Here is a 12,915-nt window from a genome sequence, read left to right on the forward strand (position 1 = left end):
CCATGAGCCAGGACGACACTCCCGACCTCGCCACGCCGCATGCGGGCAAGGTGGCACCCGAGGCAGTTGCGCTGCGCGCCCAACCGCGCCCGGTCACGCGCCTGAACCGGCGCACGCTGGCCATCCTCGTCGGCGGTCTCTCGGTCGCTGTGCTCGGCGCGCTGATGTGGTCGCTGCAACCGCAGCGGCGCGGTGCAGGCGAGCAGACCGAGCTTTACAACGTCGATCGCGTCTCGAAGTCCGAAGGGTTGGACGCGCTGCCGGCGGACTACTCGAAGCTGCCGCCCCCCTTGGCGGCATCCGTGCCGGAGTTGGGGCCGCCGCTGCCAGGCGATCTTGGCCCGGCCATTGTGAAGTCGCAGCAGCCGGTGACGGCCGCCTACGCGGCCCCCGGCAACGACCCCAACGACGCGTTGCGCAAGGAAGCCGAAGCAGCAGCGGCATCGGCGGTGTTCTTCCGCTCTGGTTCGCAGAAGGCCGCGCCGGTGGCGCAGACACAGGTAGCCGCTGCGCCGGGCTTCACCGCCAATGCGGCCTTCGACCCGCTGGCGGCCGGGCCTGCGTCGACGGCGGCCCAGCCCGCCGACCCGACCGCCGTGCAGAACCGGCAAGACCAGAAAGAGGCATTCCAGAAAGCCGGAACCACGGAAGCCCGTGATTCCGGCAACCTGACGCTGCCGGCGTCGCCGTATCAGGTCATGGCCGGAACGGTGGTCGCCGGGGCGCTGGTGACGGGCATCAAGTCGGACTTGCCGGGCGATGTGATCGCCACAGTGACGGAGCCGGTCTATGACACGGCTACCGGCAAGTTCCTGCTGATCCCGCAGGGGTCACGCATCCTGGGCAAATACAACAGCCAGGTCAGCTACGGGCAGAGCCGCGTGCAAGTGGTGTGGAACCGGATCATCCTGCCCGACACGTCTTCGCTCAAGCTCGACAACTTGGCCGGCACCGATCCGGCCGGCTACGCCGGCTTGGAAGATGATGTGGATTGGCATTGGGATCGCGTCTTTGCCGGTGCGGCACTGACGACGCTACTGGGCATCGGTGCCGAACTGGCTGCGCCGGAGAACCGGCAGGACGGTGATCGCGTCATCATCGCCGGCCGCGATAGCGCCCAGGACAGCATCAATCAGGTCGGTCAGGAGATGACCCGGCGCAACCTCAACATCCAGCCCACCTTGACGGAGCGCCCCGGCTTGCCGGTTCGCATCATCGTCAACCGCGATCTGGTGCTGCGGCCGTACCAGCCACTTTTCTTCAACAGGGGGACTTCGCGATGACGACGCGCAAGCTACGGCTCGGGCCGCTGCCGAAAACGGAATCCACGAAGCTGACTTTTGCTTGCCCGGCCAGCCTGAAAGCCGACCTCGACCGCTACGCTACGCTGCACGCGCAGACCTACGGCGAGGCGGTCGATGCCACGGTGCTAATTCCGCACATGCTAGAAGCCTTCATGGTCGGAGATCGGGGATTCAGGAAGGGAGGCGCGGGCAAGGCCGCGCCGCCGAAGCCAAGCTGATGATGCCGGTTTCCGCTGGCGGCCATCCCTCAAACGCGCAGCCCAAGGCTGCGCGTTCTTCATTCTGGAGGACGGCGACCGATTGGGCTATGAAGACCAAACGCGGCTACCGCCTGCAGGCAACCGCCCCCGATGCAGCACGCTCGGGCTTTCTACCGCGAAGCTCCTATGTGGCTCCCAGCCCACAACGCCACAGCCCCGCAAGGCGGCCCGAAGTAGAGCCAAACCCGCACCCCATATAGACTTCCGGCCATCAGGCTGATTTCAACAATCGCTTGACTGCGGACATTTTTTATTGCCATGACTCAGATCAGGAGAGGGTAATTTTCAGAGATTTCTGAAATTGCTGGTACACGTTTGCAAGCGATGGACTTTATTTCTCACAACAATGGACTTTTTTTCTCATTTCAAAAATGCCTGAGTGCAGCCGGATGCCGGTGCGCGTGCAGGCGCATACAGTTCGAGGTTCGATATGACACATCGGGAGCAGGCGCAGCCCTTGGCCGCGCGCATCTGGCTCTGGGTTCTGGGGGCGGCGCTGGCGCTTGCCGGCCTGTTCTTCTTGATAGGCGGTGGCAAGCTCATCAGCCTGGGCGGCAGCTGGTACTTTTTGCTCGCTGGCCTGGGGCTGCTGCTGTCCGGCGTGCAATTGGTTCGCCGCCGCGTGAGCGGTGCATGGTTCTACCTGGGCACTTTCGGCGCGACCGTGTTGTGGGCGCTGGCCGAAGTGGGTCTGGATTACTGGAGCCTGATTTCGCGTCTGCTGGCCTTGACCTTTGCTGCCGTGGTGGTGCTGGCCAGCATGCCCCTGCTGCGTAAGGCTGGTGAGCCGGGCAAGGCGTCGTCCAGCAAGCTGCCATTTGCTGCAGCGGCGGTCATGCTGGTGGCTGGCATGGCGGCCTTTGTGTCCATGTTCCAGATTCACCCCGAGGTGCAGACCCAGTCTGCCGTGGCACGCAAGCCCGTGGATGCTGCCGGCGAGCAGAAGGACTGGAGCCATTACGGCAACAGCAGCAACAACGACCGCTTTGCCGCGCTGGATCAGATCAACGTGGACAACGTGAGCCAGTTGCAGGTGGCCTGGACTTTTCGCACCGGCGACATACCCAAGTCCACAGGCGCCGGCGCTGAAGACCAGACCACACCGCTGCAGGTGGGCGACAAGGTGTTTGTCTGCACGCCCAGCAACAACGTGATTGCGCTCGACGCCGACACCGGCAAGCAGCTGTGGCGTCATGACACCAACTCCCATGTGGGCGGTGTGTGGGAGCGCTGCCGCGGACTGGCCTACTTCGATGCGGATGCCGCACTGGCTCAGCCCAGCGTGCCGGGATCGACTCCCGTGCAGGCGGTGAGCCTGCCTGCTGGCGCCGCCTGCAAGCGCCGCATTCTGATGAACACCATCGATGCACGTCTGTTTGCCATCAACGCAGACAACGGCGAGTTGTGCGGCGAGTTCGGCGATCACGGCGTGGTCGACCTCAAGCAGGGCGTCGGCACTATTTCAAATCCCGCCTTCTACACCCTGACATCGGCGCCCACGGTGGCCGGCACCACGGTGGTGATCGGCGGCCGCGTGGCCGACAACGTACAGGTGGACATGCCTGGTGGCGTGATTCGCGGCTTCGATGTAATGACCGGCGCACAGCGCTGGGCGTTCGACTCCGGCTCGGCCACGCCTAATGAAGTGCTCAAGCCCGGCGAGACCTACACCCGCTCATCGGCCAATGTCTGGGCGGGAACGACCTACGACCCGAGCTCCAATACCGTGTACCTGCCCATGGGATCGGCTTCGGTGGACCTGTATGGCGCCACGCGCTCTGCAGCGGACCTGAAGTACGGTGCGTCCATCCTCGCGCTGGATGCTGCCACGGGCAAGGAAAAATGGGTGTACCAAACCGTGCACAACGACTTGTGGGACTTCGACCTTCCCATGGCTCCCACATTGATCGATTTTCCTCAGCAGGACGGCAAGACGACGCCAGCGCTGGTGGTCGGTACCAAGGCCGGTCAGATCTTTGTGCTGGACCGCCACAGCGGCAAGCCGCTGACCAAGGTGGAAGACATTGCCGTCAAGCCCGGCCATATTCCCGGCGAAAAGTATGCCCCGACCCAGCCTCTGTCCGTGGGCATGCCGCAGATCGGCACCAAGACCCTGACCGAAGCCGATATGTGGGGCGCGACGCCGGTGGATCAGCTGATCTGCCGGATCAAGTTCAAGTCCATGCGCTATGAAGGCCTGTTCACCGCGCCTGGCACCGATGTGTCGCTGAGCTTCCCGGGTTCGCTGGGCGGCATGAACTGGGGCGGCCTGTCTGCGGATCCCGGCAACAATCTGATCTTTGTGAACGACATGCGTCTGGGCCTGTGGGTGCAGATGATGCCCCAGCAGAAAAAGGACAAGCTGTCCGACGGCGGCGAGGCGCCCAACACCGGCATGAGCCAGGTGCCGCTGGGAGGCACTCCCTATGCGGTGATCAAGGACCGCTTCATGTCGCCTCTGGGCATTCCTTGCCAGAAGCCTCCGTTCGGCACGCTGACCGCCATCGATATGAAGACCCAGCAAGTGGTCTGGCAGGTGCCCGTGGGCACGGTGCAGGATCAGGGTCCCATGGGCATCAAGATGCGCATGCCCATGCCTGTGGGCCTGCCAACACTGGGCGGCACGCTGGCGACCCAGGGCGGTCTGGTGTTCTTTGCCGGCACGCAGGATTACTACCTGCGCGCCTGGGATAGCGCCACCGGCAAGGAAATCTGGAAGGGCCGACTGCCAGTTGGCAGCCAGGGCGGCCCCATGACTTACAAGTCGCCCAGAACCGGCAAGCAATATGTGGTCATCTCGGCCGGCGGCGCCCGCCAGTCGCCCGACCGCGGTGACTACGTGATTGCCTACGCATTGCCCGATAGCGGCAAATAAGCGACGCAGGCATTGAACCGAACAGCCATGGCTCGTTAGAGCCATGGCTTTTTTCATCGCCGGGCAACGCCCCTCCCGGAGGGGCAGCGACCACACGCAGTGGGAAGCGTGGGGGGGCTTTTTTCATGCCTGAGCTGCGTGTTACGCTCGCGCGCTTGAGTCAATGGAGATGTGGTCGTGAGCGAGCAGCAAGGTCCTGAAAATTCACTGAGCCAGCAGCCTTCGGCAGACGAGGCATCGGCCGATATGCGCCGAGCCCTGCTGGACGCGGGCAAGACCGAGTTTGCCAATTACGGCTATGACGGAGCGCGGCTGGAACGCATTGCCGCCAAGGCGGGCTGCGCCAAGCGCATGCTCTACTACTACTTCGGCAATAAGAAAGACGTGTACCTCGCGGTCATCGAGCAGAGCTACTCGGATATTCGCGAGTCGGAGGAGCAGCTCAATCTCGATGCGCTGGAGCCCTTGCAGGCGTTGCATGCGCTGGCACAAAGGAGCTTCGAGTATCACGAGCAGAACCAGGAGTTCACGCGTCTGGTGCTGCAGGAGAATTTCCAGGGCGGCGAGATGCTGGGCCAGATCTCCAAGACCGAGCTGTTGCGCAAGGCGGCGCTGGAGCCGATCGAGCGCATTCTGCAGCGCGGCGTGGCGCAGGGCCTGTTCAAGGATCAACTGAGCGCGGTCGATGTCCACTATCTGATTTCGGCCCTGTCCGGCTTCCGCGTGGATCATGCCGCGACCTGGCAGAGCCTGCTGCAGGTCGATCTCTTGGGCGAGAGCTTGCGCGAGCGCCATCTGCAGCTTCTGCTCGATCAGCTCCGCGCTTTGGTGTGCAAGCCCCAGGCCCTAAAGCCTTAGTGCATTCGCATAGCCGGTCATTTCCAGGTAACCGCTGCCTACGCGGACGCTTTTGCCATCGGCGCCGATGCTGCGCAGCTCGCACAGACCCTCCCAGTAAATGGCGCCGGTGCTGGCGCGACTGTCGAGTTCCTGGTCGTCCACCAGGGCGTGAACCTCGAAACGGCCCGCGGGCGTCTGCACGCTCCAGGCTACGGGATAGCTGGCCTTGCTGTGCGGGCTGCTCCAGTGGCGCAGCGGTTTGAACCGCACCTGATCGGCGGCAAAGATTTGCGCGCTCTGGTTCGGCGCGCGGAATGAGCCACCGGCCCAGAGCGCCGATCCATTGCGTCGGCGCAGATGAAAGGCCGTGAGGGCGCTGCCGTCATCGAGATTCATGCCTATCCAGTCCCAGCCCTGGGCTTCCGGGTCCATGATGGCCGCGCTGCATTCATGGTCCAGCCAGGCGCGGTTGTGTGCGCTGGCTTGCACAGGCAGTTGCTGCCCGCCCACGGTGATGGAGCCGCCGACCTTGAGCTGAGGCTGGCTGTAGTAGTAGCTGGCCTGTTCCTCACGCGGGCCTTTGCGTGACAGACCGTCCCGGCCCTGCAGCAGCAGTGGCTGCGTGGTATCAAATTCAAGATCCAGCGTGAAGTCCTGGCTGCTCAGCAGAGCTCTGTAGCGACTGGCTTCGCTGGCGCTTCGTCCCGGTACGGGTCGACGCTGAAGATACCAGTCGTTGATATGCACATCGGTATCGTTTTCGCTGGCTCCGGCCAGACCCAGGCCCGCGCGCGCCATACGCTGATCGTGGCGCAGCTTTTGGCCTTCGACATCGCACAGGGCCGCATGGGCGAAGATCAGCTGCTTGGCCGCGAGCGCCGATTGCAGGCTTTGCGCGGCTTCGATGCGCGAGCGAAAGAAAGTCAGCTGAAAGCCCCAGGGCTTGCCGCCGGCCTGCAAGTGCCCGGTGATGTACCACCACTCGGTCTGCAGATCCGGGTGGCTGCCAAAGTCGCGCGGAAACTGCAGGGTCTTGAGCGGCAAAGCCGAGGCTGGCAGAGGCAGGCCCAGAGCCGCCCAGCCCAGGCCGGCAGCAGCCAGCCTCTGCAGGGACTGCCTGCGTGACAGGGCCAGCGGTGCCGGTTGTTGAGGCAGGGAGGGCGTGGGCTGATAAGGCATGACCCATTGTCGCCGAGCCGATCAGCGCAATGCCGTCACCCCGAGGTGCTGCTTTGCGCTGCCTCAGCCTATATCGACCAGGGGAACGATCACCATCCAGCTGACCCCGAAGCGGTCGGTAACCACGCCAAAACGACGCGCAAAAAACGTGGTGTCCAGCGCCATCTGTACCTTGCCGCCCTGACCGATGGCGGCAAAGATGCGGTCGGCCTCATTCTCGCTGGGCGCGGTGATGGACAGAGAAAAGCCTTTGAAGTCGGGCTTGCCGCCGTTCATGCCGTCGGATGCCATGATCTGCGTCTCGCCAATCTGGACATTGGCGTGCATGATTTTTTCGGGATCCATCTGGCCCGGGCCGCAGCCTTGCTGGCTCGATGACTCGGGCTGCGGCGGAGCATCCTTGTAGCGCATCAGCATGGTGATCTCGGCCCCCAGAGCGGCCTGGTAGAAATCCAGGGCCTCTTCGCAGCGGCCATCGAAAAACAGATAGGGCTGGATTTGCATACGAACTCCTCGCAGCGATTAAGGTTTCATTGTGCGCCGCGCCATGGCGCAATCGTGTGAAAAACGCTGACAGGGGTGCAGGTATAGCTACCAGTCCTCCTTAACGGCCAGCACCGCGTCGGCACTGGCGGCCCGGCGCCCGGCCAGCCACGCGGTGATGACGCCTGCCAGCACCACGGCGGTGCCCAGCATCAGCAGGCGCAGCAGGGGCAGGCGTAACTCCATGGTCCAGTGAAAGCTCTGCGGGTTGACCACATGCACCAGAATCACGGCCACGCCCAGCCCCAGCAGCGTGCCCGCGATGGTGCCCAGCATGGTCCAGGCCAGACCCTCGGCGGCGACCACGCTCAGCACATTGCGGCGCGTCAGGCCCAGATGGGCCAGCAGCCCGAACTCCTTGCGCCTGGCCAGCACCTGGGCGCTGAAGCTGGCGGCAATGCCGAACAGGCCTATGCCTATGGCCACGGCCTGCAGCCAGTAAGTGACGGCAAAGCTTCGATCGAAAATGCGCAAGGAACGCTCGCGCAGAGCCTGGCTGCTGACAAATTCCAGCGCCGCAGGGGGCGATTGCCCCGGCGTGCCGAGGGCCTGCTCTATCGCCGCTTGCAGATCGGTGCCAGACAGCTGGCTTTGGGACTCCGGCCAGACGGCGATCTCGCTGATCTGCGCGGCATTGCCTGCCTGACCCACCAGTGCCAGGTAGTCCTTCCAGTCCAGGGCCACGGCACCGAACTGACGCACATAGTCGCGCCACACGGATGCAATGTAAAAAGAAGCTTTCGGCGCTTGGTGGTCCTGGGTTTGAAGGCTGAAAGCCTTGGAAAGCAGCGGCCACGCATCACCGGGCTTCAGGCCATAGAGCTGGGCCACGGCTTCGCTGATGTGCACGGCAATGCCTGGGCGTGTCTCATGAATTGGACCCTCCACCCAGGGAAGCTGCATGGCCTGCTGCCCTTGAAGAGGTCGAATCAGCAGACTGATGGCCGGGCGTTCGGGGCTCAGTACCAGCTGGCTGCTGCGCATGGCCTGGGCTCGTTCTATGCCAGGTAGCTGTTCCAGGCGCTGCGCCGCATCGGCCGGCAGCAGGGCTGCATCGACACGGCTGGAGCCGCCGGCGGCGCGCACATACATGGGGGCGGGCAATACGGCGTCCAGCCACTCCATCATGCTGCCGCGAAAGCTGGTGACCATCACCGTCAGGGCCACGGCCAGGCTCAGGCTGGCCACCACACCACCCACGGCCACGGTGGTGGCGTGGCGCATGCGCCGCGCGCGCTCCAGCGCCAGCATGGCCAGCGGCTGGCGCGAGAAGGCCTTGGGTACCAGTCCCAGCACCGAACCCAGCAGCCAGGGCAGAGCTGACATGCCGCCCAGCAACAGCAGGCCCACTGCCATATAGGCCGCCAGCGGGATACCTGCCACCGGTGGCATAAAGGCCAGCACCAGGCTGGCTGCAAGCAGCGTCACTGCGGGCCACAGGCGCGGGGCTCTCTCATGCGTGCTGCCCAGTCCCTTGAGTGTGGCCGCAGGCGGCAGATCCATGGCGGCGCGTGCCGGCCACCAGGCCCCGGCCAGCGTGGCGGCAATGCCCAGCAGACCAAAGACCAGCGCCGCAGCAGGACTCCAGTGCAGGGCTGGCTGCACGCCGGCAAAGAATCCGCCGCCCAGATCGCCACCCAGCACCTGCAGTGCCAGCCAGGCCAGCGCCGTACCCAGCGCAATGCCAGCCAGGCTGCCCAGAGTCCCCAGAGCCAGTGCTTCCAGCAGCACCAGCGCCATGCGCTGGCGTGGCGTGGCCCCAAGCACGGCCAGCAGCGCAAACTGCGGCGCGCGCTGGGCCACGCTGAGCGCCAGCACCGAGAACACCAGAAACGCTCCCGTGAACAAGGCCACCAGCGCCAGCACCGTGAGGTTGACGCGGTAGGCGCGCGACATCTCGCCCACGCGCTGCTGATCGTCGCTGGGCTGCTGGATCAATACCTGGTCTTGCCAGGCCGGCAGGGCGTGCAGGGCGGTGGCCACCTGGCTGCGGCTGGCGCTGTCGGTCAGCAAAAGGTCCAGCCTGTCGATACGGTCAAACAGGCCGAGCTTCTGCTGCAGTGCGCCAATGTCCATGACTGCGACCGGTGCGCCGCTGGCGGCGACCGTGCCCGCAATGCGAAGTTGCTGGGCCTGGCCGTTGAGCAGCCATTGCATGGGGGCGTTGGCGGCTTGCTCAGGACTCAGACGCAGGGCCTGCAAGGCGGCGGCATTGAGAAATACGGCGTCGGGTGCAAACAGATCGAGCCGGTTGCCGCCTTCAAACAGGCGCGGCATCAGGGCCGGGGCGACAGGTGCCAGTTTGAGGGCATCGCTGCCGAGCACGCGCAAGCTCACGCCTTGCGCTGCTCCTAGCGTGCTGCGCGTCTGCAAATCTGCAGTGCTGTCCGGCAGCAACACCGTGGTCTCGACCCAGGGAACGGCGGTGGCGACGCCCCGGGTCTGCGCCACTTGCGGATAGAGTGCCAGCGGCAGACCGCCCTGCATGGCGTGCAGTTGCAGGTCGGGCTGGCCGTTGACGCTGCGTACAGCCCTGGAAAATTCGTCCAGTGCCGACTGGTTGATCACATGGACGGCAAAGCCCAGCGCCACGCCAAGCATGATGGCAATCAGCGCCGTGGCCGTGCGCCAGGGATGCTGGCGCAGCTCCTGCCAGGAGAAGCTGCTCAGCAGCATAAGAAGCGGAGGGCGTGAAGTCACAGGCCTAGCGATGTTTGCTGCGACATCGAGAGTTCGGCCTGCATGCCATCGGCCGTCAGCCGCAGCACGCGGTCGGCGCGTCTGGCCGCTTCTGCGGAATGGGTGACCAGTACCAGCGCCGTGCCGTTGTCGCGGGTTTGCTGCAGCAGCAAATCCATGATCTGCTGGGCTGTGGATGGGTCCAGATTGCCCGTGGGCTCATCGGCCAGCAGCAGAGGCGGTGAATGCACCAGGGCTCGCGCTATGGCCACGCGCTGCAGCTGGCCGCCGCTGAGCTGCTGGGGCAGGCGCTGGCCCAGACCCGCGAGTCCCACGGCTTGCAGCACCTGCTGCACGCGCTGCTGACCCCGCACGTCCATGCGGCCCAGCAGCATCAGCGGCAGGGCAACGTTCTGCGCCACATCGAGATGGGGCAGGACATGAAAGGCCTGGAACACAAAGCCCAGATGCGCGCGCCGCCAGATGGCACGCCGGGCTTCATCGAGCGAGGAAAGATCCGTGCCGTGATGCAGAACCCGGCCTTGCTGCCAGCTGTCCAGCCCGGCCAGGCAGTTGAGAAAGGTGGACTTGCCCACGCCGGAGTTGCCGACGATGGCGACAAACTCGCCGGCGGCGATCTCGCAGCTCACCTGTGCGAAGACCGTGGTCTGGGCCTCGCCCTCGCCATAGCGTTTGGCAAGGTTGCTGACCTGCAGCAGCGGAAGGGCGTGGGGTGAGTCGGTGGCAGCCATGCAGCGATCTTAACGATGGGCGGCTGCGGTCGTGGTTCTTAGCTGGCGTCTTGCTGCGCCGCGTCAATGGCAGCCATGGCGGCATCCAGCAATTGCTGCTGGGCGCCGGGTGCATCGCAGGCAATGGCATGGCGCTGGGGCATGGAGCGCAGCCAGGTGATCTGGCGCTTGGCCAGCTGGCGTGTGGCGGCGATGCCGCGCTCGCGCAGGCCTGCCATGTCCAGCGGCTTGCCGGGATCGGCCTCCAGCGCTTCCCAGGCCTGGCGATAGCCCACGCAGCGCATCGAGGGCAGATCCAGATGCAGGTCTTCGCGCGCGCGCAGGCTGCGCACTTCGTCGAGGAAGCCCTGCTCCAGCATGAGATCAAAGCGCAGCGCAATGCGCTGGTGCAGCCAGGCTCGCTCTGCAGGCTCCAGCGAGAAAAGCGTTGCAAGTCCCATCTGTTCTGCAGGGCCCGTTTTGTTCCTGGTTGTGTGAAAGCTCGAAAGCGGTTTGCCCGAGACCTGCCAGACCTCAAGCGCGCGCTGGATGCGCTGGCTGTCGCCGGGGGCCAGGCGTGCTGCGGTGACGGGGTCCACCTGGGCCAGTCTGGCATGCATGGCGGGCCAGCCCAGTTCGGCGGCCTGAGCGTCCAGCATGGCGCGCACTTCGGGGTTGGCTGCGGGCATATCGTCCAGCCCGTCCATCAGCGCCTTGAAGTACAGCATGGTGCCGCCCACCAGCAGAGGTATGGCCTGGCGGGCGCGGATTTCGGCAACCAGGGTCTGCGTGTCGCGCACGAACTCGGCCGCGCTATAAGCCTGCAGCGGATCGATGATGTCGATGAGGTGATGCGGCACGGCAGCCAGCTCGTCCCTTGTGGGCTTGGCTGTGCCTATGTCCATGCCTTTGTAGACCAGGGCCGAATCCACGCTGATGATCTCGGCCTTCTGCCCGCGTTGTGCCAGGCGCTCGGCCAGTGCCAGCGCTGCCGCAGTCTTGCCCGAGGCAGTGGGGCCGGCAATGGCGATACAGGGCAGGGTGTGGGCAGCAGTCATGGGCGAAATCCGTACAGGTCAAAGCACAAGAACCAATGACCGCCGGTCATTGGTTCTTGCTGGTTGTGAAGGATAACGCAGCCTGCCGCCTGGCGGCAGCGGTGGGGCTTAGTGCCCTGCCTAGCCCCGGCTCAGGCGTGCCGGCACATAGCGATCGGCCTGAATGTCGGGCGAGAGGCCGTGGCTGTAGATTTCGGCCGTGATGGGCAGCAATTGCTCGTTCCATTCCTCCCACTGCCTGCGCAGCCCGGCAAAGATTGCTGGCTGATGCTCCTTGAGATTGGCGCGTTCGCGGGCGTCCTCCTCCACATTGAACAAAAACTCGTTGTCGTTGATCTTGAGGTATTTCCAGGGTCCCTGGCGCACGGCACGCTGGGTCTGTGATTTGTAGCGCCAGAACAGGCTGCGCTCGGTATTGGCTGCATGGCCCTCCAGAATGGGCAGGATGTTCTGGCCGTCGCTGGGGAAGTCCGGGTGAGGTCTGGCACCTGCGGCGGCCAGCAGCGTGGGCAGCCAGTCGAAGCTGACTGTGACCTGCTCCTGGACCTGTGGCTGGATGCGGGCGCTCCAGCGCAGCAGTGTGGGTACGCGGATGCCGCCTTCGAGCAGCTCGGTTTTCTGACCGGTGAAAGGCCAGGTCTTGGAAAAGCGTTCGCCGCCGTTGTCGCTGGTGAAGATGACGATGGTGTTGTCGGCCTGGCCGGTGTCATCGAGCGCCTGCAGCACCTGGCCCACGGCCTTGTCCAGCGCCTCGACGATTTCGCCATATTTCTTGAGACTGCCGCCGTCGTAGTGGAACAGGTCCTTGATGCTGTGCGCGACATGCTCGTCGTCAGGCCCTTCCCAGGGCCAGTGCGGTGCCGTGAAGTGCAGCGACAGGAAAAAAGGCTTGTCCTGGCCCTTGCGCTCATGGACATAGCGTGTGGCTTCATCACCCAGGATATAGGTGTAGTAGCCCGTGCGCTCCACGGGCTCGCTGCCTTGCCACAGGTCGGGGCTGAACTGCTCGCCGACGCCGGGCTTGTGCGTGAAGTAATCGATGGCACCGCTGTGGTTGCCGAAGAAATAGTCGTAGCCGCTGCGCTGCGGGCCGTAGGAGGGCGGCTTGCCCAGATGCCATTTGCCTATCAGCGCCGTGTCGTAGCCCGCTTGCTTGAGCAGCGATGGCAGCGTGGGGTGATCGGCAGGCAGGCCGAGTTGCGCGCCATGGCGTGCCAGCGGCTCTTCAAGCCCGGCCTGGAACCGATACTGATAGCGCCCGGTGATCAGCGCAATGCGGGTGGCCGAGCAGACGGCCGAGTTGGCATAGGCCTGATTGAAGCGCACGCCCTGGGCGGCGAGGCGGTCCAGATGCGGGGTCTTGAAATCGGTGGCGCCATAGACGCCCAGGTCGGCCCAGCCCAGATCGTCGGCCAGGATGAAAACGATATTCGGTGCGGTCATGAG

Annotated in this window: 11 protein-coding genes; 5 read left to right on the top strand and 6 right to left on the bottom strand. The window is 64.6% G+C overall.

Going from position 1 to position 12,915, the window contains the following annotated elements; genetic code table 11:
* Window positions 1-2 precede the first annotated feature (2 nt).
* The 5 genes from JAO85_RS05115 (at window position 3) to JAO85_RS05135 (ending at window position 5,297) form a co-directional block, all read left to right on the top strand.
* Window positions 3-1,283 (top strand): TrbI/VirB10 family protein, encoded by a 1,281-nt coding sequence (locus JAO85_RS05115; RefSeq protein WP_004883119.1) that lies wholly within the window; start codon window positions 3-5, stop codon window positions 1,281-1,283.
* Entirely contained in the window at window positions 1,280-1,522 is a 243-nt protein-coding gene (locus JAO85_RS05120; RefSeq protein ID WP_004883121.1) for a DUF2274 domain-containing protein, read from the top strand. Before JAO85_RS05115 ends, JAO85_RS05120 begins: the two co-directional genes overlap by 4 nt.
* 89 nt (window positions 1,523-1,611) lie before the next feature.
* Entirely contained in the window at window positions 1,612-1,764 is a 153-nt protein-coding gene (locus tag JAO85_RS05125; RefSeq protein WP_202787607.1) for a hypothetical protein, read from the top strand.
* Between the two features lie 230 nt (window positions 1,765-1,994).
* Window positions 1,995-4,439 carry a membrane-bound PQQ-dependent dehydrogenase, glucose/quinate/shikimate family gene (locus JAO85_RS05130; protein WP_202787608.1) on the top strand — a complete coding sequence of 815 codons (2,445 nt, stop codon included), beginning with the start codon at window positions 1,995-1,997 and terminating at the stop codon, window positions 4,437-4,439.
* Between the two features lie 177 nt (window positions 4,440-4,616).
* Complete coding sequence (locus tag JAO85_RS05135; RefSeq protein ID WP_012837325.1) at window positions 4,617-5,297, top strand: TetR/AcrR family transcriptional regulator; 681 nt, start codon at window positions 4,617-4,619, stop codon at window positions 5,295-5,297.
* On the opposite strand, the gene JAO85_RS05140 is transcribed toward JAO85_RS05135, so the two are convergent.
* The 6 genes from JAO85_RS05140 to JAO85_RS05165 form a co-directional block, all read right to left on the bottom strand.
* Entirely contained in the window at window positions 5,286-6,458 is a 1,173-nt protein-coding gene (locus JAO85_RS05140) for a lipocalin-like domain-containing protein (protein ID WP_202787609.1), read from the bottom strand. The genes JAO85_RS05135 and JAO85_RS05140 overlap by 12 nt on opposite strands.
* Before the next feature lie 63 nt (window positions 6,459-6,521).
* Complete coding sequence (locus JAO85_RS05145) at window positions 6,522-6,962, bottom strand: VOC family protein (RefSeq protein ID WP_012837327.1); 441 nt, start codon at window positions 6,960-6,962, stop codon at window positions 6,522-6,524.
* A gap of 87 nt (window positions 6,963-7,049) precedes the next feature.
* The gene (locus JAO85_RS05150; protein WP_202787610.1) at window positions 7,050-9,677 is read right to left on the bottom strand and encodes an FtsX-like permease family protein; all 2,628 of its coding nucleotides are present in this window, start codon (window positions 9,675-9,677) and stop codon (window positions 7,050-7,052) included.
* 20 nt (window positions 9,678-9,697) lie between these two features.
* Entirely contained in the window at window positions 9,698-10,432 is a 735-nt protein-coding gene (locus JAO85_RS05155; RefSeq protein ID WP_202787611.1) for an ABC transporter ATP-binding protein, read from the bottom strand.
* Window positions 10,433-10,470: 38 nt separating this feature from the next.
* Entirely contained in the window at window positions 10,471-11,469 is a 999-nt protein-coding gene (gene miaA / locus JAO85_RS05160; protein WP_202787612.1) for a tRNA (adenosine(37)-N6)-dimethylallyltransferase MiaA, read from the bottom strand.
* Between the two features lie 120 nt (window positions 11,470-11,589).
* Complete coding sequence (locus JAO85_RS05165) at window positions 11,590-12,912, bottom strand: sulfatase (protein ID WP_202787613.1); 1,323 nt, start codon at window positions 12,910-12,912, stop codon at window positions 11,590-11,592.
* Window positions 12,913-12,915: the final 3 nt, after the last annotated feature.

This window comes from Comamonas sp. NyZ500, assembly GCF_016772095.1.
GTDB lineage: Bacteria > Pseudomonadota > Gammaproteobacteria > Burkholderiales > Burkholderiaceae_C > Comamonas > Comamonas thiooxydans.

Bases quoted from the DNA above. Each gene is read 5' to 3' on its own strand.
- JAO85_RS05115 (WP_004883119.1), top strand. From the start codon at position 3: ATGAGCCAGGACGACACTCCCGACCTCGCCACGCCGCATGCGGGCAAG.
- JAO85_RS05120 (WP_004883121.1), top strand. From the start codon at position 1,280: ATGACGACGCGCAAGCTACGGCTCGGGCCGCTGCCGAAAACGGAATCC.
- JAO85_RS05125 (WP_202787607.1), top strand. From the start codon at position 1,612: ATGAAGACCAAACGCGGCTACCGCCTGCAGGCAACCGCCCCCGATGCA.
- JAO85_RS05130 (WP_202787608.1), top strand. From the start codon at position 1,995: ATGACACATCGGGAGCAGGCGCAGCCCTTGGCCGCGCGCATCTGGCTC.
- JAO85_RS05140 (WP_202787609.1), bottom strand. From the start codon at position 6,458: ATGCCTTATCAGCCCACGCCCTCCCTGCCTCAACAACCGGCACCGCTG.
- JAO85_RS05145 (WP_012837327.1), bottom strand. From the start codon at position 6,962: ATGCAAATCCAGCCCTATCTGTTTTTCGATGGCCGCTGCGAAGAGGCC.
- JAO85_RS05150 (WP_202787610.1), bottom strand. From the start codon at position 9,677: ATGCTGCTGAGCAGCTTCTCCTGGCAGGAGCTGCGCCAGCATCCCTGG.
- JAO85_RS05155 (WP_202787611.1), bottom strand. From the start codon at position 10,432: ATGGCTGCCACCGACTCACCCCACGCCCTTCCGCTGCTGCAGGTCAGC.
- miaA (WP_202787612.1), bottom strand. From the start codon at position 11,469: ATGACTGCTGCCCACACCCTGCCCTGTATCGCCATTGCCGGCCCCACT.
- JAO85_RS05165 (WP_202787613.1), bottom strand. From the start codon at position 12,912: ATGACCGCACCGAATATCGTTTTCATCCTGGCCGACGATCTGGGCTGG.